Source organism: Pseudodonghicola xiamenensis DSM 18339 (assembly GCF_000429365.1).
Lineage (GTDB): Bacteria > Pseudomonadota > Alphaproteobacteria > Rhodobacterales > Rhodobacteraceae > Pseudodonghicola > Pseudodonghicola xiamenensis.
Genome location: NZ_AUBS01000006.1, coordinates 117,967 through 138,216, shown reverse-complemented (window position 1 = coordinate 138,216; position 20,250 = coordinate 117,967). Strand labels below are relative to the sequence as shown.

General features: G+C 63.1%; 16 protein-coding genes, 2 tRNA genes and 1 pseudogene. 13 read left to right on the top strand and 6 right to left on the bottom strand.

The window, feature by feature from the left end:
• Positions 1-7: 7 nt before the first annotated feature.
• Positions 8-1,264: a tRNA (N(6)-L-threonylcarbamoyladenosine(37)-C(2))-methylthiotransferase MtaB gene (mtaB, locus tag G455_RS0109335; protein WP_028093462.1), complete on the bottom strand. Its 1,257-nt coding sequence runs from the start codon at positions 1,262-1,264 to the stop codon at positions 8-10.
• The gene (dapF, locus tag G455_RS0109330) at positions 1,261-2,109 is read right to left on the bottom strand and encodes a diaminopimelate epimerase (protein WP_028093461.1); all 849 of its coding nucleotides are present in this window, start codon (positions 2,107-2,109) and stop codon (positions 1,261-1,263) included. Before dapF ends, mtaB begins: the two co-directional genes overlap by 4 nt.
• A gap of 209 nt (positions 2,110-2,318) precedes the next feature.
• Here dapF and G455_RS0109325 point away from each other — a divergent pair.
• Both G455_RS0109325 and G455_RS0109320 read left to right on the top strand, forming a co-directional pair.
• Positions 2,319-2,394, top strand: a tRNA-Lys gene (locus tag G455_RS0109325).
• A gap of 38 nt (positions 2,395-2,432) precedes the next feature.
• A tRNA-Lys gene (locus G455_RS0109320) sits at positions 2,433-2,508 on the top strand.
• Positions 2,509-3,179: 671 nt separating this feature from the next.
• On the opposite strand, the pseudogene G455_RS26005 reads toward G455_RS0109320, so the two are convergent.
• Positions 3,180-3,778 (bottom strand): annotated as a pseudogene (locus tag G455_RS26005) (dihydrodipicolinate synthase family protein); the annotation flags it as partial.
• 573 nt (positions 3,779-4,351) lie between these two features.
• Positions 4,352-5,305 carry an agmatinase gene (gene speB / locus G455_RS0109305; protein WP_035366478.1) on the bottom strand — a complete coding sequence of 318 codons (954 nt, stop codon included), beginning with the start codon at positions 5,303-5,305 and terminating at the stop codon, positions 4,352-4,354.
• A gap of 238 nt (positions 5,306-5,543) precedes the next feature.
• Between speB and G455_RS0109300 the strand changes: the two genes are divergently transcribed.
• A complete protein-coding gene (locus G455_RS0109300; protein ID WP_028093459.1) occupies positions 5,544-6,719 on the top strand; it encodes an acetyl-CoA C-acyltransferase family protein in 1,176 nt (391 codons plus the stop codon).
• 185 nt (positions 6,720-6,904) lie between these two features.
• On the top strand, positions 6,905-7,546 hold the full coding sequence (locus G455_RS0109295) for a LysE family translocator (protein WP_035366476.1): 642 nt from the start codon (positions 6,905-6,907) through the stop codon (positions 7,544-7,546).
• On the opposite strand, the gene ubiB is transcribed toward G455_RS0109295, so the two are convergent.
• Together ubiB and ubiE are read right to left on the bottom strand one after the other, a co-directional pair.
• Positions 7,547-9,082 carry a 2-polyprenylphenol 6-hydroxylase gene (gene ubiB / locus G455_RS0109290; protein ID WP_028093457.1) on the bottom strand — a complete coding sequence of 512 codons (1,536 nt, stop codon included), beginning with the start codon at positions 9,080-9,082 and terminating at the stop codon, positions 7,547-7,549.
• Positions 9,079-9,831 carry a bifunctional demethylmenaquinone methyltransferase/2-methoxy-6-polyprenyl-1,4-benzoquinol methylase UbiE gene (ubiE, locus tag G455_RS0109285; RefSeq protein WP_028093456.1) on the bottom strand — a complete coding sequence of 251 codons (753 nt, stop codon included), beginning with the start codon at positions 9,829-9,831 and terminating at the stop codon, positions 9,079-9,081. Before ubiE ends, ubiB begins: the two co-directional genes overlap by 4 nt.
• 87 nt (positions 9,832-9,918) lie before the next feature.
• Between ubiE and mutM the strand changes: the two genes are divergently transcribed.
• The 9 genes from mutM (at position 9,919) to gyrB (ending at position 20,226) form a co-directional block, all read left to right on the top strand.
• The gene (mutM, locus tag G455_RS0109280; RefSeq protein ID WP_028093455.1) at positions 9,919-10,770 is read left to right on the top strand and encodes a bifunctional DNA-formamidopyrimidine glycosylase/DNA-(apurinic or apyrimidinic site) lyase; all 852 of its coding nucleotides are present in this window, start codon (positions 9,919-9,921) and stop codon (positions 10,768-10,770) included.
• 65 nt (positions 10,771-10,835) lie between these two features.
• Positions 10,836-11,612, top strand: coding sequence for an enoyl-CoA hydratase (locus G455_RS0109275; protein ID WP_028093454.1), 777 nt, complete (start codon positions 10,836-10,838; stop codon positions 11,610-11,612).
• Positions 11,613-11,864: 252 nt separating this feature from the next.
• Positions 11,865-12,128 (top strand): 30S ribosomal protein S20, encoded by a 264-nt coding sequence (rpsT, locus tag G455_RS0109270; protein ID WP_028093453.1) that lies wholly within the window; start codon positions 11,865-11,867, stop codon positions 12,126-12,128.
• A gap of 554 nt (positions 12,129-12,682) precedes the next feature.
• Entirely contained in the window at positions 12,683-14,095 is a 1,413-nt protein-coding gene (gene dnaA, locus G455_RS0109265; protein WP_028093452.1) for a chromosomal replication initiator protein DnaA, read from the top strand.
• Positions 14,096-14,367: 272 nt separating this feature from the next.
• The gene (dnaN, locus tag G455_RS0109260) at positions 14,368-15,486 is read left to right on the top strand and encodes a DNA polymerase III subunit beta (protein ID WP_028093451.1); all 1,119 of its coding nucleotides are present in this window, start codon (positions 14,368-14,370) and stop codon (positions 15,484-15,486) included.
• 58 nt (positions 15,487-15,544) lie between these two features.
• Entirely contained in the window at positions 15,545-16,654 is a 1,110-nt protein-coding gene (gene recF / locus G455_RS0109255; protein WP_028093450.1) for a DNA replication/repair protein RecF, read from the top strand.
• Entirely contained in the window at positions 16,651-17,088 is a 438-nt protein-coding gene (locus tag G455_RS0109250) for a VOC family protein (protein WP_028093449.1), read from the top strand. Before recF ends, G455_RS0109250 begins: the two co-directional genes overlap by 4 nt.
• Entirely contained in the window at positions 17,085-17,705 is a 621-nt protein-coding gene (locus tag G455_RS0109245; protein ID WP_028093448.1) for a LysE family translocator, read from the top strand. Before G455_RS0109250 ends, G455_RS0109245 begins: the two co-directional genes overlap by 4 nt.
• Positions 17,706-17,805: 100 nt before the next feature.
• Positions 17,806-20,226 (top strand): DNA topoisomerase (ATP-hydrolyzing) subunit B, encoded by a 2,421-nt coding sequence (gene gyrB, locus G455_RS0109240; RefSeq protein WP_028093447.1) that lies wholly within the window; start codon positions 17,806-17,808, stop codon positions 20,224-20,226.
• Positions 20,227-20,250: the final 24 nt, after the last annotated feature.

Genomic DNA, 20,250 nt, shown 5'->3' with positions numbered 1-20,250 from the left:
GCGCGGATCAGGCCAGAAGCTGGGTGCCGTCGCTACCGGTGATGGTGGCGGTGATCAGGGCGCCCTCGGTCTGGGGGGTGGCGAAGCGGACTTCGGTGAATTGCTCGGTTCGGCCCATATGCGGATTTTCCATCAAGATGTGATGTTGGCGGCCGATCTGTTGCGCCAGGTGTTTGTCGACCTGGGCTGCGCCTGCCGCGCGCAGTCGGGCGGCACGGTCCTTGATCGTGGCGCCGTTCACCTGGCTGGGGATACGCGCGGCGGGGGTGCCAGGGCGTTTGGAATAGGGGAAGACGTGCAGCCAGGTCAGGTCGCAGTCGGTCACCAGCTTCAGCGAGTTCTCGAAATGCGCGTCGGTCTCGGTGGGGAAGCCGGCGATGATATCGGCGCCGAAGGTCATCTCGGGGCGCAGGCGGCGGGCCTCTTCGCAGAAGCGAATCGCGTCTTCGCGCAGGTGGCGGCGCTTCATCCGCTTGAGGATCAGGTTGTCGCCGTGCTGGAGGCTGAGGTGCAGATGCGGCATCAGCCGGGGTTCGGTGGCGATAGCCTGCATCAGGTTCTCATCCGCCTCGATCGAATCGATCGAGGAGATGCGCAGCCGCGGCAGATCGGGGATCAGCCGCAGGATGCGCATCACCAGATCGCCCAGGCGCGGTTCCCCGGGCAGATCGGCACCCCAGCTTGTCAGGTCGACGCCGGTGAGCACGACTTCGTTATAGCCTTTCTGCACCAGCCGCTTGATCTGGTCGACCACCACCCCAGCGGGGACGGATCGGGAATTGCCGCGGCCGTAGGGGATGATGCAGAAGGTGCAGCGGTGGTCGCAGCCGTTCTGCACCTGGACATAGGCGCGCGATCTTGTACCGAATCCGTCGATCAGATGGCCGGCGGTTTCGGTCACCGACATGATGTCATCGACCAGAACGCGTTCGGTTTCGCCGATGAAATCAGCGGCCATGCCGGCCCAAGTGGCGGGCTGCATCTTTTCGGTATTGCCGATGACCTGATCGACCTCGGCCATGGCGGCGAAGGTTTCCGGCTCGGTCTGGGCGGCGCAGCCGGTGACGATGATCCGCGCCTCGGGGTTCTCGCGCCGCAGCCTGCGAATCTCCTGCCGCGCCTTGCGTACCGCCTCTGATGTGACCGCGCAGGTGTTGACGATGACTGCATTCTCCACCCCCGCCTCCTGGGCGAGTTCCTTCATCGCTTCGGTCTCATAGGTGTTGAGCCGGCAGCCAAGAGTGGTGAAGACCGGCGCGCTCATCCGACGCTCTTCAGGAAATCGGGGGTGAATTGCCCGGAGAAGACATGCATTGTCGGGCCGGTCATCCAGACGCCATCGTCGCGCCAGTCGATCTGAAGCGTGCCACCGTCGAGTTCGATGGTCACCTTGCGGCCGGTCAGCCCGCGCCGGGCCGCCGCGACGGCAGTGGCGCAGGAGGAGGAGCCGGAGGCCAGTGTCGGCCCCACGCCACGTTCCCAGACCCGCATGCGTAGATGATCGGGGCCGATCAGGCTGGCGAATTGCACGTTGGTGCGCTGCGGATAGAGCGGATGGTGTTCGATCGCGGCGCCGCGCGTTTCCAGATCGACCGCCTCGGCATCCTCGACGAAGAAGGTGCAATGCGGGTTGCCCATGCCGGTGGCGGTGGGCTCTCCCTCGATCGGCAGGCGCAATGTATCCATCTCATGCGCCAGGGGGATTTCATCCCAGCGCAGTTGTGGTTGTCCCATGTTGACCGAGGTGAGCCCATTGCCGGCCTCGCGGGCGTAGAGCGTGCCGCGTTCGGTGGTCAGGGTTAGCGCGTCGCGGCCCGTCTCTGTCATCAGGTGGCGGGCGATGCAGCGGGTGGCATTGCCGCAGGCGGCCGAGGTGGAACCATCGGCGTTGTAGAAGATCAGATGCGCGTCGGCGCCGTCCTGCCCGGGCGCGATCACGGCGAGTTGGTCAAAGCCCACCCCGAAGTTGCGATGCGCGATGGCCTGGATCAGCCGCGGCGGGAGGTCGACGGGCTGCGCCCGCGCGTCGATGATGACGAAATCGTTGCCGAGACCGTGCATCTTCATGAAGGGGAGGGGCTGTGTCGCGCTTTGAGTCATGGCGGGCATATAGACCTGCGCCGATGGGGAATCCAGTATCGCGCGTCGAATCCTGCGTTTTGGGGCTTGACCCATGGCCACAGGGCTTTTAGGTACGCCGCCATCCGGATGCGGGGTTGAACAAAATCCCGCTCCGGCTGCGATTTAGGCGTTGAACCCTTCCCGGTTCTATCCTAGGAAGCGACACCGCGCGGGGCACCAGGCCCGTCGGACAGAGTGGGCCGTTAGCTCAGTTGGTAGAGCAACTGACTTTTAATCAGTGGGTCGCAGGTTCGAATCCTGCACGGCTCACCACTCTAAGAAGGTCGACTGTTTCAGCAGCCGAAAAGAATGGGCCGTTAGCTCAGTTGGTAGAGCAGCTGACTCTTAATCAGCGGGTCGTAGGTTCGAACCCTACACGGCTCACCATTCTTTTCCTGTGAAAGGCGACAGTAGGTTTGTAATTTACGACAACGGTTCGGCGCCTATCGACACTTCGATTGGCGCTTTTGCTTTTTCGGCGTAGTGGTTCGGGTGTGGCTTCGAAAGACCTATAGAGTTCACCGTGACCGTCTGCGGACATGGGCGCCATTGCGGGTGGATCGCGCTTGTTGTGGCATGTGATGTTTCAAACGGCCCTCGTCACAAGCCATCACAACTCAGTCTTGAAAAATTTTGCTGACCGTCTTCGCGCCGCCGGAAAACCACATAAGGTTGTCATCATGGCCGTCGCCCGGAAACTTGTTTCAATCGCGAACGCGCTCTGTAAACCTCGTCAAAAGTGGACCGCTCAGCCCGCATGAGAAATACAGTTTCTTGTGCCCCTTATCGTAGTTCTGTCGTTCGTGAGGTTCTTTTCCTTTCGCTACTCAATAGATAACCTCGGTGACGCGCTTGCGCGCCTGCGGGATCATTCGATGGAACAGATGTCAGAGTTCAGGCGTGGCGCAGTCTGGTCGAGCGATTTCTGGGCATCTTCCAAGTGGCTTTCGCCTGGGGCGAGATCACAATCTGTCGTCAATCCTGGTTTAGGTGGGCTTGATCGGGCGTCCCGCCTCAGGTTGATCCCGGGCCTCCAAGTGACGCTCGGGACAAGGAGATCAAGCGCCTCCGATACGGTCGATGAGCGCCTTAAGTGCGGCCGTCTCCGCCGCGCTCGGGTCCTCGAGGGGCGTGCGCACCAGGTCCGCGTCGAAGCCCTGAAACCGCACACCAGCCTTGATCAGCGACACCGCGTAGTCCGCCTTGCGTCCGCGCATGGCCATGAACGGGTAAAAAAGCGCTGCAGCAGATCGTTGCAGGTGGCTGTGTCATGGGCACGCACGGCGGCGTAGAATTTCACCGCCAGTTCCGGAACGAAGTTGAACACTGCCGAAGAATAGGTGGTGAACTCCGCCGCGAGATAACTTTCCGCAAAGAGCTTGGCAGTGGGCATGCCGCCAAGATAGGTCAGGCGGTCGCCCAGTGCTGAGGTCACGTGGCGCACCGGGCCCATGTCGCCGCTGCCATCTTTGAAGCCGATGAGGTTCGGGCACGCCTCGGCCAGCTGCGCCACGGTGTCTGAGTGGTAGATGGCATTGTCCCGGTTGTAGATCATCACGCCAATCTTGACCGCATCGCAGACCGCCTTGGCATGGGCGAAAAGCCCGTCCTGAGGGGCGTCGATCAGGTAATGCGGCAGCAGTAGCAGCCCGTCCCCAGTCCCTCAGGCATGCTTCGTGTCCATATCTTATGCCGATTTATTGCCCGCTGCATTAGAGTCCTCGAGCAGCGCAATGGAGGCCGCATCCTTCGTCAGCTCCCACAGAAGGCCGTGGCCATCCGGGTTAAAGGTCGGGTCATAGTCGGCCGCGCTCGCCTCGGGCCGTTCCACGGTGTTAGCCAGGGCCACCATTACGTCGGCATCGGCCTCGAAACGGTGGGGAACCGCTGTTTCTGATCGGAGCAGGTCATCGGGGCTAGCCTAAACGGCGCGCTCAGGCCTCAGCCTCCCCGAATTTTGGCAACAGTGGCACCATGTGTCGAAAACCGCCAATTTGTTGTCGAGGCGCAAATGGCGATTTCAACATATCAATAGCTTACAGAAGGCCAAGGTGCCAAACTACGTGTCGTTCGGGACCCTGCAATAGCTGATGTGCATGTCCGGTTGCGGGCGGGACCCGCCCGCTGTCTGGCAGCCGGCGAGTGCGTCGTCTGTTCGCGGATGACCTGGTCGTTTGACCGGGCCTTTTGACGGGGTCCGTTCGGCAGGCGGGATCGGCCGGTGGCGGGTTCAGCGAAGCCGTGACACGCCGGGCAGGGCGCAGAGCATTTCGAACAGGAAATTCGCCGCGATCACTGCGGTGTTGCCGGTGGGATCGTAGGGCGGCGACACCTCGACCAGATCACCGCCGACCAGATTGAGCCCGGCGGTGCCGCGAATGATCTCCAGCCCTTGCATGGTGGTCAGTCCGCCAACCTCGACCGTGCCGGTCCCTGGTGCAAAGGCGGGATCGAGACTGTCGATATCATAGCTGAGGTAGACCGGCGCATTGCCGATCTTTTCACGGATTTCGGCCATCAGCGGGGTCAGAGATTTATGCCAGCACTCTTCGGCCTGGATGCAGCTCCAGCCCTGCTTGCGGCCCCAGTCGAATTCCTCGCGGCTATAGCCGCTGCCACGCAGACCGATCTGGAACACCTTGTCGTTGATCAGGCAGCCTTCCTCCCAAGCGCGGCGGAACGGGCAGCCGTGGGCGACCTTTTCGCCGAACATGGTGTCATTGGTGTCGGAATGCGCATCCACGTGGATCAGCGCCACCGGCCCGTGCTTTGCCGCCATCGCCCGCAGGATCGGCCAGGTCAGCGTATGATCGCCGCCCAGCGTCAGCGGGATCGCATCATGGCTCAGCACCTCGCGATAATGCTGTGCGATGATCTCGACCGATTTCTTCAGATCATAGAGGTTGATCGGCACATCGCCGATGTCGGCCACCTGAAGGTGGTCAAAGGGCGCGGCGCCGGTTGCCATGTTGTAGGGGCGGATCATCCGGCTTTCGTCCCGGATCTGGCGCGGACCAAGGCGCGTGCCCGGGCGGTTCGAGGTGCCGATATCCATCGGAATCCCCAGGAAGCAGGCGTCAAGCCCGGCGGCGCTTTCCGCCGCCGGCAGGCGCATCATCGTGCCGGGACCGCCGGTGCGGGGCATGGTGTCGCCGCCAAGCGGCTGATTGAGTGTTCTGGTCATGAGCGAGCCTCCATTCGAGGTCAGCATGGCGGAAAGCGGGCGGATGGAGAAACGACAAAGTTGAGTTGTCGCAGCGATCCGGGCCGGAGTGCCGAAAATTGTGCCGCATCCCGAGGCGGGCCAGCGGTGCCGGCGCAGGGGTCGTGATCCATGGCCAATTTGCCACAACGTAATGGGCAGACATTCCCGATTCGCCTCTCCATAATGCGCTCGAATCTGGACGAGGAGACATTCAGTCATGACCGAGATCGTAATTCTGGACGGCGCGCGAACCGCCATTGGCACCTTCGGTGGGTCGCTTGCGGGCGTCGCCCCGATCGACACCGCCACCATCGCATCGAAAGCGGCGATGGAGCGGGCCGGGGTTGAACCGGCGCAGATCGGTAATGTGGTCTTTGGCCATGTCATCAACACCGAACCGCGCGACATGTATATCTCGCGCGTGGCGTCGTTGCAGGCGGGTGTGCCGAACGGGACGCCGGCGATGAATGTCAACCGGCTGTGCGGCTCGGGCGCGCAGGCGATCGTCTCGGCGGTGCAATCGCTGATGCTGGGGGATGCGGATTTCGCCCTGGCCGGTGGCGCTGAATCGATGTCGCGGTCGCCCTACATCCTGCCGCAGGCGCGTTGGGGCGCCAAGATGGGCGACGTCAAGGCGCTGGACATGATGCTGGGTGCGCTGAGCTGCCCCTTCGGCACCGGCCATATGGGCGTGACCGCCGAGAATGTCGCCGAGGAGCATGGCATCACCCGCGAGGCGCAGGACGCCTTCGCGCTGGAAAGCCAGAAGCGTGCGGCGGCTGCCATCGCGGCCGGGTATTTCGAGAAGGAGATCGTGCCGGTCCCGGTGAAGGTCAAGCGCGACATGGTCGACTTCAAGGTCGATGAGCATCCCAAGCAGACCAGTGCCGAGGCGCTGGCCGGGCTGAAGACCGTGTTCAAGAAGGACGGCACCGTGACTGCCGGCAATGCCTCGGGCATCAATGACGGTGCGGCCGCCGTGGTGCTGGCCACCGGCGATGCCGCCCATCGCGCCGGGCTGAAGCCCAAGGCGCGGGTGCTGGGCTATGCCGTGGCCGGTGTGCGCCCTGAGGTGATGGGCGTGGGGCCGATCCCGGCGGTTCAGAAGCTGCTGAAGAAGACCGGTCTGAGCGTCGCCGATTTCGACCTGATCGAATCGAACGAGGCCTTTGCCGCCCAGGCGCTGGCGGTCAGCAGTGAGCTGGGCTTCGACCCGGCCAAGGTGAACCCCTATGGTGGTGCCATCGCGCTGGGTCACCCGGTCGGCGCCACCGGTGCGATCCTGACGGTGAAGTCGATCTATGCGCTGGAGCGGACCGGCGGGTCGAAGGCGCTGATCACCATGTGCATCGGCGGCGGTCAGGGCATCGCGCTGGCGATCGAGATGATCTGAGGTCGGCGCGGGGGGCTGTCTGCCCCCCGCTTGCCCGTGCCGGGCAGGGGCTTCGCCCTCGGCCCCCCGAGGATATTTTCAGCCAGAAAAAGACCGGGAAAAGGCCAGGGGCGCAAAAGATGCGCCCCCTTTTTTTGTGCAGATAGGCGCGCCGGCCCGGGTGCGCAGCAAAGGAGTCACGTATCATGGACATGATAGCCCCCTTTCTGGCCTATGCAGCGGCCTTGTCGATTGCTGCTGTGATTCCGGGCCCCGGAATCGCGGCGCTGGTGGGGCAGGCGCTGGGGAGCGGCACGCGGACCGCGGTGTTTTTCCTGTCGGGCATCGCGTTGGGGGATTTGGTCTATCTGACTGTCGCGGTTGCCGGGCTGGCGGCGGTGGCGCAGGTCTTTGCCGGGGCCTTTTTGCTGGTGAAGCTGCTGGGCGGTGCTTATCTGCTTTATATCGCTTGGGTCTTCTGGACCAGCCGCGGCGGGCTGACCGAGGTGCACGCGCTGCGGGCACGCCGCGGAGGGCGGGCCTTTCTGGCCGGGTTCACGGTGACACTGGGCAACCCCAAGACGATCGTGTTCTATCTGGCGTTGTTGCCCACGGCGATGGATCTGAGCAAGGTGGGGGTTGGCGAATGGGCCGGGTTGGCGGCGCTGACGCTGGTGATCCTCTATGCGGTCCTCTTGCCCTATGCGCTTCTGGCCGGGCGGGCGCGCCGGTTGCTGGGGCGACCCGCTGCGCTGCGGCGGCTGAATTGCGGCGCCGCCGCAGTGATCGGTGGCGCCGGGGCACTTATTTTGGGGCAGGCAGCCTTGGCCGCCCTGCGCCGGGCCTGATCAGTCGAGGATCAGGGTCAGCGCCGAGGCCAGTGCCGCGCCAAGGGCGAGGCCGGCGAACCCGGCGGCAAGGATCGTGCCCCAGCGCGTCTTGGCGGGGGTGGGGGCCGGGTGGGTCTGGGCGATCAGCGCCGCCTCCACCAGGCCGGGCAGACGCGGGCCGAAGCGGCCCATGACCTTGGCGGTCTTGACCAGATCATTCAGTACCGCACGCGGGCCGATGGATTGCTTGATGTAATCCTCGACCACCGGCTTGGCGACTTCCCAGATGTTGATGTGGGGATTGAGCGAGCGTGACACCCCTTCGACCACCACCATGGTGCGTTGCAGCAGGATCAGTTCGGTCCGTGTCTCCATCCCGAAGCGTTCGGTCACCTCGAAGAGATAGGAGAGCAGCCGGCCCATCGAGATATGGGTGGCGTCCATGCCGAAGATCGGTTCGCCTACGGCGCGCAGCGCGCGGGCGAATTCATCGACATCGCGATCGGCGGGAACATAGCCTGCCTCGAAATGCACTTCAGCCACGCGTTTGTAATCGCGGCGGATGAAGCCATAGAGGATCTCGGCATAGACCCGGCGGGTGTATTCGTCGATATGGCCCATGATGCCGAAGTCATAGGCGATGATATCGCCGTCGCGGCAGACCTTGAGATTGCCCTGATGCATGTCAGCGTGGAAGAAGCCGTCGCGCAGAGCGTGGCTGAGGAACAGCGTCAGCACCCGTTCGCCCAGCATGGCGCGGTCCAGTCCGGCGGCGTCCAGCGCATCGTTATCCCCGAGCGCGATGCCGTCGGCCCAGCCCAATGTCATCACCCGCCGGGCCGAAAGCCCCCATTGGATCGCGGGCACGCGAAACCCCGGGTCATCGGCCGTATTGGCGGCGAATTCCGAGGCCGAGGCGCTTTCCAGTCGCAGGTCCAGTTCGCCGCGAACCACGCCGTCGAAATGGGTGATCACATCCATCGGCCTGAGGCGCCGGGCGCCCGGGGCAAAGAGTTCGACAATCCGGGCGGCGAAATAGAAGGCGTCGACATCGCGGCGGAAGGCGCGTTCGATGCCCGGACGCAGCACCTTGACGGCGACGTCCTGGCCGGTCTCGGCCAGTCGGGCGCGGTGCACCTGGGCAATCGAGGCCGCTGCGATCGGTTCGGAGAACTCCGAGAACACCTGATCGACCGAAACACCCAGTTCTTTCTCGATCTCGGCCTTGGCGACGGCGCGGGGGAAGGGGGGGAGCTGATCCTGCAGCACCCGGAGCTGCTGGGCCAGATCGCCGCCGACCACATCGGGGCGGGTCGAGAGCACTTGGCCAAACTTGATATAGGCCGGTCCCAGCGCAGTCAGTGCGCGGGTGGCGGGCGGCATTTCGGGATCGCCCTTGTAGCCCAGCCACATGAAGGGCTTGCCGAGGGCGTGGGCGACGACCCGCAGGGCGCGCGGCGCCTCGAAGGCATCGAGCACCACGCCCATGGCGCCGGTTCGCTCCAGCGTGGCGCCGGTGCGGATCAGGCGCCAGATGTTATGCGGGCCCCTCACAGTTTCCAGCCCGAATGCAGTGCAGCGATGCCCATCGACAGGTTGCGGTATTTTGCATTGTCGAAGCCAGCGGTGCGGATCATCGACAGGAAGGTGTCCTGATCGGGGAACTTGCGGATCGATTCGACCAGATACTGATAGCTGTCGTAATCATTGGCGATCAGTTTCCCCATCCGCGGGATGACGTTGAAACTGTAGAGGTCATAGAGCTTTTGCAGCCCCGGGTTGGGGAGCTGGCTGAACTCCAGCACCATCAGCCGGCCGCCGGGCTTGAGAACGCGGTAAGCCTCGGCCAGGGCATCCTGCGGCCGGGTCACGTTCCGGATGCCGAAACTGATCGTGTAGACGTCGAAGGTATTGTCGGCGAAGGGCAGTGCCATGGCGTCGCCCACCACCCAATCGAGGCTGTCGGCCATTTGCGAGGCCTCGGCCCGCTTGCGGCCCTCGATCAGCATGGGTTCGGTCAGGTCGAGCACGGTGGCATGGCCATGGCCCGCGCGGTGCAGGAAGCGGAACGAGATGTCGCCGGTGCCGCCTGCCACGTCCAGCAGACGCTGACCGGGGCGCGGCGCCAGCCAATCCATCATCGCGTCCTTCCAGACCCGGTGGATGCCGACGCTCATCACATCGTTCATGATGTCGTATTTCGACGCGACCGAGTTGAACACGCCCTGCACGCGTCCGGCCTTTTCGGCCTCGGGCACGGTCTGAAATCCGAAGTGGGTTGTCTTGTCCGTCTGGTCTGCCATGGGGTCTTGCCGTTCCTTGCGATCCGCCCTTGTTATAAGGCGCGCGCGGGCAGGCACAATGCGGCCCGGTGGATCAGGAGCGACAGAATGCCGGAATTACCTGAAGTCGAGACGGTTCGTCGCGGTCTGGCCCCGGTGATGGAGGGGCAGGTGATGGCGAAAGTCGAGGTGAATCGCCCGGATTTGCGTTGGCCCTTCCCCGAGCGGATGGCGGAACGGCTGACGGGGCGGCGTATTCTGCAACTGCGGCGGCGGTCGAAATACCTGTTGGGTGATCTGGACTCGGGCGAGACGCTGCTGGTGCATCTGGGCATGTCGGGGCGGATGACGGTATCGGGCGATCCGCTGGGGCGGTTCGTGCATGATCACCCGGCGGTGCAGAAACACGATCACGTGGTCTTTCACATGGAAAGTGGCGCCCGCATCACCTTCAACGATCCGCGCCGCTTCGGGGCGATGGATCTGATGCAGACGGCAACGGCCGATCAGCACAAGCTGCTGTCGGTCCTGGGCCCCGAACCCCTGGGCAACGAATTCGACGAGGCCTATCTGATCGCGGCCTTCCGGGGCAAGAACACGCCGGTCAAATCGGCGCTGCTGGATCAGGGAATCGTCGCCGGGCTTGGCAATATCTATGTCTGCGAGGCGCTGTTCCGTTGCGGCATCTCGCCCCTGCGCAAGGCCGGGCAGATTTCCGCGGCCCGGGTCGCAAGCCTGGTTCCGGCGATTCGCGATGTGCTGGAGCGGGCCATCGCTGCCGGCGGCTCGTCTCTGAAGGATTTCCGCCAAGCCGATGGAGAGCTTGGATATTTCCAGCACTCTTTTGATGTCTACGGGCGCGAGGGCGAACCCTGCCACACCCCGGGATGCAATGACACGATCAACCGCAAGGTGCAGTCGGGGCGATCGACGTTCTATTGCCCCTCCTGCCAAAGATAACTTGAACCACGGCGCTTGCGTGGTAAGGAATCTCAGCGAACGGGAACAATCGAGAGCAAATGCACATGGCCTTTGAGACGATCAACGTCGAAGTGGACGACCACGTCGCCCTCATCAAGCTGAACCGCCCCGAGGCTTTGAACGCGCTGAACTCCCAATTGTTGGGGGAACTCTGCCGGGCGTTGGCGGATGCGGATGGCAACGACAAGGTGCGTTGCGTCATCATCACCGGGTCGGAAAAGGCCTTTGCCGCAGGCGCCGACATCAAGGAGATGTCGGAAAAGAGCTTTGTCGACGTCTTCACTGAAAACCTCTTTGCCGATGCGATCGACCAGATCGCCGGGACTCGCAAGCCGGTGATTGCCGCCGTGGCGGGCTATGCCCTGGGCGGCGGCTGTGAATTGGCGATGGCCTGCGATTTCATCATCGCCGCGGAGACCGCCAAATTCGGCCAGCCCGAGATTAACCTGGGTGTGATCGCCGGCATGGGTGGCACCCAGCGGTTGACCCGCGCGGTGGGCAAGGCCAAGGCGATGGACATGAACCTGACCGGCCGTTTCATGGACGCCGAAGAAGCGGAGCGTTCGGGGCTGGTCAGCCGCGTGGTGCCTGCCAAGAAGCTGATCGAAGAGGCGATGGGCGCGGCGCAGAAGATCTCCGAAAAGTCGATGCCCTCGGTTCTGGCGGCGAAGGAATCGGTCAACCGGTCGTTCGAAACCACCCTGGCCGAAGGCATGTTGTTCGAGCGCCGGGTGTTCCATTCGATGTTTGCCACCGAAGATCAGAAAGAGGGCATGGGCGCCTTCCTGGAAAAACGTCAGCCGCAGTTCCGCGATAAGTGAAGCCTGGGCGCGCCGGTTCCGGCGCGTGGCTGTCGTGCAAGACGCCGTAGGGCTTGTTTCCTGCGATGGCCGGGCCCCTGTTTTTTGGGGCTTGGCAATAGCGGACAAAGAGAATATTCAGCGCCGCTATACATGCGTGTGAGGCCCGCTCTGGCCAGAATCACTCTATCCGGAGGGCCGAGGCCCGGGATCGGAGCTCGGGTTTGGCCCATGCGCTTATTGACGTAACCGAACCCGAAAAGGTCCGAATCCATGGCTAATACGCCCCAGTCCAAGAAACGCGCCCGTCAGAACGAGACCCGTTTCGCTGTCAACAAAGCGCGCCGCTCGCGTATCCGCACCTACCTGCGCAAGGTCGAGGAAGCGATCGCTTCCGGCGACAAGAGCGCAGCAGAAGCCGCTCTGCGTGAGGCTCAGCCCGAGCTGATGCGCGGCGTCACCAAGGGCGTGTTCCACAAGAACACCGCATCGCGGAAAATGTCCCGCCTGTCGTCCCGGGTGAAGGCTCTGGGCTAAGCGCTCGCAGCATTCAATTTAAAAGTGTTTTGTGTAAAGGCGTTGCGTTTCGCAGCGCCTTTTCGCGTTGTTCCGGCGCCCTGTGGCTTTCCGCAACGACGAGAGATTCTTTGTGGCGAAAGGCAGAGTCAACATCATAGTTTCATTGCCGCTCTCGGTCGGGACTTGGTATCCCTATCTATGCGATTCACTCGCTTGGGGGGACAGGCTGGTTTCGTGACGGACCGACGGGCATCGGGCTGACTCGAGACATTTCGTCGAGGGGTTTTGGAATTTATCCAAAGCTTCTGGACCTGCTGTGCATCAGTTTCGCACTGGTGGCGTGGCCCTGTCATGACAATGAGTGCATAGCGGTACGGTAGGGTGTGTCCCATCCGGAGACGGGTGATTTGTTTGCTGATTCCTGACGTACTGCAATGTCGTCCATATGGAGGATGACGCCTGCCGTGTGCCCGGCAGGTGCATCAATGTCCTGTGACGTGAATCCTGCCGGGGAAACCTGGTCAATGATATGAACAGGCTGCAAGGCCGAAGTACGGGATATGAGGCGCTGGATGACGCAAGAAAAATGGGGACAACTAAGACAACGGCTTTTGAAAACGGTCGGTCAGAATAACTATAAGACCTGGATCGAGCCGCTGGAATTCGCCGAGCTTCAGGATGGGGTTGCGGTATTTAATGTTCCGACCAGCTTCATGGGCAATTACGTTAATCAGAACTTTTCTGACCTGATCCTTTACGAATTGACGATGTCGGGCGCCTCGGTGCAGCGACTCGCCTTTCGGGTTGCGGCCAATGCCGTGACCCGCCCCGCGGCCGTGGCAGCTCCGGCTCCGATGGCCGAGGTCGAAACCGCGCCGGCAGCGGCTGAAGTGCATTATCCCGGCACTCAGTCCGAGACCGAGCCCGATAACGTGGTCGAGGCGCTGCAGGCCGCGCCGCTGGACGCTCGTTTCACCTTCGACACCTTTGTCGTCGGCAAGCCGAACGAACTGGCCCATGCGGCTGCCCGCCGGGTCAGTGAAGGTGGCCCTGTGACCTTCAATCCGCTGGTTCTTTATGGTGGCGTGGGTCTGGGTAAGACCCACCTGATGCACGCCATCGCCTGGGAGCTGCGCGCCAAGCGGCCAGAGTTGAATGTGCTCTATCTGTCGGCGGAACAGTTTATGTACCGCTTCGTTCAGGCGCTGCGCGAACGCAAGATGATGGATTTCAAGCATCTGTTTCGGTCGGTCGACGTGCTGATGGTGGATGACGTCCAGTTCATCGCCGGCAAGGATTCCACGCAGGAGGAATTCTTTCACACCTTCAACGCGCTGGTGGATCAGAACAAGCAGATCATCATCTCGGCCGACCGCGCCCCGGGCGAGATCAAGGATCTGGAAGATCGGGTGAAATCGCGGCTGCAATGCGGTCTGGTGGTTGATCTGCATCCGACCGATTACGAACTGCGGCTGGGCATCTTGCAGACCAAGGTGCAGCAGTATCGGCTTTCCTATCCCGACCTGAAGATCGCCGACGGCGTGCTGGAATTCCTCGCTCAGCGGATCAGCACCAACGTGCGCGTGCTCGAAGGGGCGCTGACCCGTCTGTTCGCCTTTGCCTCGCTGGTCGGGCGCGAGATCGACATGGAGCTGACCCAGGACTGTCTGGCCGATGTGCTGCGCGCCTCGGAGCGCAAGATCACCATCGAGGAGATTCAGCGCAAGGTTTCGGATTATTACAACATCCGGCTCAGCGACATCATCGGGCCAAAGCGCCTGCGCTCCTACGCGCGGCCGCGGCAGGTGGCGATGTATCTGTGCAAACAGCTCACCAGCCGGTCCTTGCCGGAAATCGGTCGTCGTTTCGGAGGCCGCGACCACACCACTGTGATGCATGGTGTGCGCCGGATCGAGGAGCTGAAGACCACCGACGGTCAAATCGCCGAGGACGTGGAAATCCTGCGCCGCGCGCTGGAGGCCTGAGATCCCGGTCACGCTCGGCGTGGTGCTGCGTGGTGCTGGGCGATCGTATCTGACGGGCGGCTCCTGCGGGGCCGCCCGCTTTCTTTTTGATTGTCGCGATCGCGGGCAGCGGGAGGCAATCCTGAACTGGGGGTCCGGGAATGCCCCCGGGGGCCTTGACGCCCCGGGCATTCCGACCGACAACTTCTGACGATGAAATACCAGAAAAACCTTGTGCCGCAGGGGCGAACGGCTAGTGTGCCCTTCCCGGCAGATGCGGAGGGTGAAGGGACATGAAGATCAGCATTGAGCGCGGCACACTTCTGAAGGCCGTGGCGCAGGCGCAGTCGGTGGTGGAGCGCCGCAACACCATTCCGATCCTGGCCAATGTGCTGATCGAGGCCGAAGGCGATACCGCCAGCTTCCGCGCCACCGATCTGGATATCGAAGTGGTCGACAAGGCGCCTGCTCAGGTCGAACGCGCGGGCGCCACCACGGTTGCCGCCACCACTCTGCATGAGATCGTGCGCAAGCTGCCCGATGGGGCGCTGGTGACGCTGACGGCCGATCCCGCCGCCGGGCGGCTGACGGTCGAGGCCGGGCGGTCGAACTTCTCGCTCGCCACGCTGCCGAAGGAAGATTTCCCGGTGATGGCCTCATCGGAATATCAGTCGAATTTCTCGGCTAATGCCGCTGTGTTGCGGCGCCTGTTCGACAAGTCGAAATTCGCGATTTCCACCGAAGAGACCCGTTATTATCTGAACGGTGTCTACATGCATGTGACCGAGGCCGATGGGCAGAAGGTGCTGCGCTGCGTTGCCACCGATGGCCACCGTCTGGCGCGGATCGACGCCGATTTGCCGGCCGGTGCCGAGGACATGCCGGGCGTCATTGTGCCGCGCAAGACCGTGGGCGAACTGCGCAAGCTGCTGGATGATGACGAGCAGGACATTGCGGTCTCGGTGTCTGAAACCAAGGTGCGTTTTGCCACCCCGACCATCACGCTGACCTCGAAGGTGATCGACGGCACCTTCCCGGACTATTCGCGGGTGATCCCGCAGAACAATACCCGCCGGCTTGAGGTGGATGCGGCCGATTTTGCCAAGGCAGTGGATCGGGTGGCGACGGTGAGTTCGGAGCGCTCCCGCGCGGTGAAGCTGCAACTGGACGAGGATCGGCTGGTGTTGTCGGTCAATGCGCCGGATAGCGGTGCGGCGGAGGAGGAACTGGCCGTCGCTTATGCCGACGAGCGGTTGGAGATCGGTTTCAACGCCAAATATCTGCTGGAGATCGCTAGCCAGGTGGATCGCGAGAACGCGGTGTTCCTGTTCAACTCCTCGGGCGATCCGACCCTGATGCGTGAAGGCAACGACCTGAGCGCGGTCTATGTCGTGATGCCGATGCGGGTGTGATCGCGCTGACGCGCGATGCCTCCGGCGGCCGTATTTTGAACGAGAAGAAGGGGCCGGCATGTCTTTGGCCCTGACCGACCTGACCTTGTCACATTTCCGGTCGCACCGGCGCGCGCAGATCGCGGGCGACGGGCGGCCGGTTGCCATTTATGGGCCCAATGGCGCCGGCAAGACCAACATCCTGGAGGCGGTGTCGATGTTTTCGCCGGGGCGTGGGCTGCGGCGCGCGGCGGCGGCGGAAATGGCACGCCGGCCCGAGGCCTTGGGCTGGAAGCTGAGCGGGGTGCTGCGGCTGTCGGGCCGGGTCCATGAGATCGAGACATGGTCGGAGGAGGGGGCCGCGCGTCAGGTGCGGATCGACGGTAAGGCGGCAAGCCAGGTCGATCTGGGCCGGGTGTCGCGGGTGGTCTGGCTGGTGCCGGCGATGGACCGGCTGTGGATCGAGGCCGCCGAGGGGCGGCGGAGGTTTCTGGACCGCATGGTGATGAGCTTCGATCCCGGCCATGCAGAGGCCTCGCTGATTTATGAGAAGGCGATGCGGGAACGCAATCGGCTGTTGAAGGATCAGGTGCGAGATGCCCATTGGTACGCGGCGCTGGAAAGTCAGATGGCTGAGGCCGGGCATCGGATAGATCAGGCACGTCGCTCCGCGCTGGCCGAACTTGTGGTAGCGCAGGCGGGGGCGGAGACCGCTTTTCCGACTGCAGAGCTGACGCTGGTGCAGGCTGAGGGCGAGCTGTCCGGGTCGGAGGCGGAGCTGCGCGCGGCGTTGGCCGCGGGGCGGGGGCGGGACCTGCAGGCGGGGAGGACGCTGATCGGCCCCCATCGTGCCGATTTGCACGCGGTCTATGCCGCCAAGGATGTGGCGGCGCGGGAGTGTTCCACTGGCGAGCAGAAAGCGCTTTTGGTGTCGTTGATACTGGCGAATGCGCGGGCATTGGCGGCACGTGACGCAGCGGCGCCGATCCTTTTGTTGGATGAGGTGGCTGCGCATCTGGACGCGGGGCGTCGGGCGGCGCTTTATGACGAGATCTGCGCGTTGGGGGCGCAGGCCTGGATGACCGGGACCGGTCCGGAGCTGTTTGCCGAACTGGGTGCACGCGCGCAGTATCTGGAGGTGACCGAAGAGGCCGGCGAAAGCCATGTGGAGCGAAGGGAGCAGCCATGACGCCGCAACGTGTGACAGCGATCACCCTTGGGGTCGCGGATCTGGAGCGATCGAAAGCCTTCTATGCCGCTTTGGGCTGGAAGCCGGCGGAAGCGACCGAGGGAGTGGTGTTCTATCAGTTGAACGGTCAGGTGCTGGGCTTGTTCGGCCGTACCGCGCTGGCCGCGGATCAGGGACGTCCGGGTACGGAGCTGGGTACGGGAGCGATCACTCTGGCACAGAATTTCGCCTCCGAGCCAGAGGTCGATACCGCTTTTGCCGCTGCGCTCGAGGCCGGGGCGACCGGGTTGAAGGCGCCGGAAAAGGTGTTCTGGGGCGGCTATTCCGGGTATTTTGCCGATCCCGACGGCCATGTCTGGGAACTGGCGATGAATCCCTTCTGGCATCTGGGCGAGGACGGCGCTGTCACGATTGCCGTACCGGAGGCCGAATGACCCTGTCGATCTGGGATATGGTGCTTTATTCGGGGGCGCTGCTGATCTTGTTCCTGACGCCGGGGCCGGTCTGGCTGGCGATGGTGGCACGGGGTGTTTCGGGTGGCTTCGCCTCGGCCTGGCCATTGGCGTTCGGCGTGGCGGTCGGGGATGTCGTCTGGCCCTTTCTCGCTGTCGTCGGCATGGCCTGGCTGGTGTCGGAATATGGTGCCATCCTGGTGGTGCTGCGCTGGGTGGCCTCTGCGGTGTTCCTGTTCATGGGCTGGATGGCGATCCGTCATGCCAATTCCGAAATTCAGACCAACGGCCGGCTGACCCGGCCGGGGCGATGGGCCGGGTTTCTGGCCGGCGTCATGGTGATCCTGGGCAACCCCAAGGCGATCCTGTTCTACATGGGGGTCTTGCCGGGGTTTTTCGATCTGGGGGCGGTGACGCGTCCCGACATCGTGGCGATCGTGGTGCTTTCGGTGGCGGTGCCGCTGATCGGCAACCTCGGGTTCGCCTTGGTCATCGACCGGATGCGCCGGATTCTGGGCACGCCGCGGGCGATCCGGCGGATGAATCTGGGCGCCGGCGGGTTGCTGATCGCAGTGGCGCTGATCCTGCCTTTCACCTGACGGCGAGGGGCCGCGGCGGACCGCTAAATCTTGTGTCAGCCGCGTGACAATCCCCCCAGAAAAGCCTATATACTCAGCAAAATAACCACGGGAAACGAGCATGTCCGACACCGCGCAGCAGCCCAACGAGTACGGCGCTGAATCCATTAAGGTTCTCAAAGGCTTGGAGGCTGTCCGCAAACGTCCGGGCATGTATATCGGCGACACCGATGACGGCTCCGGTCTGCATCACATGGTCTATGAGGTCGTCGACAACGGCATCGACGAGGCGCTTGCCGGTCATGCCGATATCGTGTCGGTCAAGATCCATGCGGATTCCAGCGTTTCGGTGCAGGACAATGGCCGCGGCATCCCGGTCGATATCCACCCCGAAGAGGGGGTTTCGGCGGCTGAGGTCATCATGACCCAGCTTCACGCTGGCGGGAAGTTCGACAGCAATTCCTACAAGGTCTCGGGCGGTCTGCACGGGGTCGGCGTGTCGGTGGTGAACGCCCTGTCGGTCTGGCTGGAGCTGCGCATCTGGCGCAATGGCAAGGAGCATGTCGCACGGTTCGAACATGGCGATTGCACCGAACATCTGAAGGTGGTGGGCGATTGTGGCGACCGCACCGGCACCGAGGTGCGATTTCTGGCCTCGACCGAGACATTCTCGAACCTCGACTATTCCTTCGAGACGCTGGAAAAGCGCCTGCGCGAACTGGCGTTCCTGAATTCCGGCGTGCGGATCCTGCTGGAAGACGAACGCCCGGCGGAACCGCTGCGGGCAGAGCTGCATTACGAGGGCGGCGTCAAGGAATTCGTCAAGTATATCGACCGGTCCAAGACCGCGATGATGGCCGATCCGATCTATATCACCGGTGAGCGCGACGACATCGGTATCGAGGTCGCGATGTGGTGGAACGACAGCTATCACGAGACGGTGCTGCCCTTTACCAACAACATCCCGCAGCGCGATGGCGGCACCCACCTGGCGGGGTTCCGTGGCGCGTTGACCCGGACCCTGACGAAATACGCGCAGGAAAGCGGTATCGCCAAGAAGGAGAAGGTCAATTTCACCGGCGACGATGCCCGCGAGGGGCTGACCTGCGTGCTGTCGGTGAAAGTGCCGGATCCGAAGTTCTCCAGTCAGACGAAGGACAAGCTGGTCAGTTCGGAAGTGCGGCCGGCGGTGGAGAATCTGGTCAGCGAGAAGCTGTCCGAATGGTTCGAGGAACACCCGGCAGAGGCCAAGGTCATCGTCGGCAAGATCATCGAGGCGGCGCTGGCGCGGGAAGCGGCGCGCAAGGCGCGCGAGCTGACCCGGCGCAAGACGGCGATGGATGTGAACTTCCTGGCCGGCAAGCTGAAGGATTGTTCGGAAAAGGACCCCTCGAAGACCGAAGTCTTCCTGGTCGAAGGGGATTCGGCCGGTGGCTCGGCCCAGACCGGGCGGGACCGGCGGACCCAGGCGATCCTGCCGCTGCGCGGCAAGATCCTGAACGTGGAACGGGCGCGGTTCGACAAGATGCTGAGCTCGCAGGAGATCGGTAACTTGGTGATGGCGCTTGGTACCGGGATCGGCCGGGACGAGTTCAATATCGACAAGCTGCGTTACCACAAGATCGTCATCATGACCGATGCCGACGTCGACGGTGCCCACATCCGGACGCTGCTCTTGACCTTCTTCTATCGGCAGATGCCTGAGCTGATCGAGGGTGGATACCTCTATATCGCGCAGCCGCCGCTCTATAAGGTCGCGCGCGGCAAATCCGAGGTCTACCTAAAGGACCAGGCGGCGCTGGATGATTACCTGATCCATCAGGGCGTCGAGGGGGCGGTGCTGAAACTGGGCACTGGTGAGGAGCTTGTCGGTGCCGATCTGGCCCGCGTGGTCGAGGAGGCGCGGCAGTTGCGCCGGGTGCTCGAGGCCTTCCCGACCCATTACCCGCGTCACATTCTGGAACAGGCCGCGATCGCGGGCGCCTTTGTGCCGGGCGCCGTGGATGCCGATTTGCAGGGGGTGGCCGATCGGGTGGCCGCACGGCTCGATCTGATCGCGCAGGAATACGAGAAGGGCTGGCAAGGGCGGATCACCCAGGACAAGGGTATTCGTCTGGCACGGATTCTGCGCGGGGTCGAAGAGGTTCGCACGCTGGATGGCCCGATGCTGCGATCCGGTGAGGCGCGCCGTACCGGCAGCACCTTCACGGAGTCGTTGCAGGAGATTTATGGTCAGGCCGCGCAGTTGGTGCGCAAGGACCGCGCCCAGGTGATCTATGGGCCGCTGGGGTTGTTGAGCGCGATCCTCGAAGAAGGGGAAAAGGGGCTGACGTTGCAGCGTTACAAGGGGCTGGGCGAGATGAACCCGGAACAGCTGTGGGAAACCACGCTGGACCCGGAGGCGCGGACCCTGCTCCAGGTCAAGATCAACGATATGACCGAGGCCGACGATATCTTCACCAAGCTGATGGGCGATGTGGTGGAGCCGCGGCGCGAATTCATCCAGCAGAACGCGCTGAACGTGTCGAACCTGGACTTCTGATCCGGAAAGCTGGGGATGGGGGCT

Coding starts and splice junctions, on each gene's coding strand:
- mtaB (WP_028093462.1), bottom strand. CDS start 1,264: ATGAGCGCGCCGGTCTTCACCACTCTTGGCTGCCGGCTCAACACCTAT.
- dapF (WP_028093461.1), bottom strand. CDS start 2,109: ATGCCCGCCATGACTCAAAGCGCGACACAGCCCCTCCCCTTCATGAAG.
- speB (WP_035366478.1), bottom strand. CDS start 5,305: ATGACCAGAACACTCAATCAGCCGCTTGGCGGCGACACCATGCCCCGC.
- G455_RS0109300 (WP_028093459.1), top strand. CDS start 5,544: ATGACCGAGATCGTAATTCTGGACGGCGCGCGAACCGCCATTGGCACC.
- G455_RS0109295 (WP_035366476.1), top strand. CDS start 6,905: ATGGACATGATAGCCCCCTTTCTGGCCTATGCAGCGGCCTTGTCGATT.
- ubiE (WP_028093456.1), bottom strand. CDS start 9,831: ATGGCAGACCAGACGGACAAGACAACCCACTTCGGATTTCAGACCGTG.
- mutM (WP_028093455.1), top strand. CDS start 9,919: ATGCCGGAATTACCTGAAGTCGAGACGGTTCGTCGCGGTCTGGCCCCG.
- G455_RS0109275 (WP_028093454.1), top strand. CDS start 10,836: ATGGCCTTTGAGACGATCAACGTCGAAGTGGACGACCACGTCGCCCTC.
- rpsT (WP_028093453.1), top strand. CDS start 11,865: ATGGCTAATACGCCCCAGTCCAAGAAACGCGCCCGTCAGAACGAGACC.
- dnaA (WP_028093452.1), top strand. CDS start 12,683: ATGACGCAAGAAAAATGGGGACAACTAAGACAACGGCTTTTGAAAACG.
- dnaN (WP_028093451.1), top strand. CDS start 14,368: ATGAAGATCAGCATTGAGCGCGGCACACTTCTGAAGGCCGTGGCGCAG.
- recF (WP_028093450.1), top strand. CDS start 15,545: ATGTCTTTGGCCCTGACCGACCTGACCTTGTCACATTTCCGGTCGCAC.
- G455_RS0109250 (WP_028093449.1), top strand. CDS start 16,651: ATGACGCCGCAACGTGTGACAGCGATCACCCTTGGGGTCGCGGATCTG.
- G455_RS0109245 (WP_028093448.1), top strand. CDS start 17,085: ATGACCCTGTCGATCTGGGATATGGTGCTTTATTCGGGGGCGCTGCTG.
- gyrB (WP_028093447.1), top strand. CDS start 17,806: ATGTCCGACACCGCGCAGCAGCCCAACGAGTACGGCGCTGAATCCATT.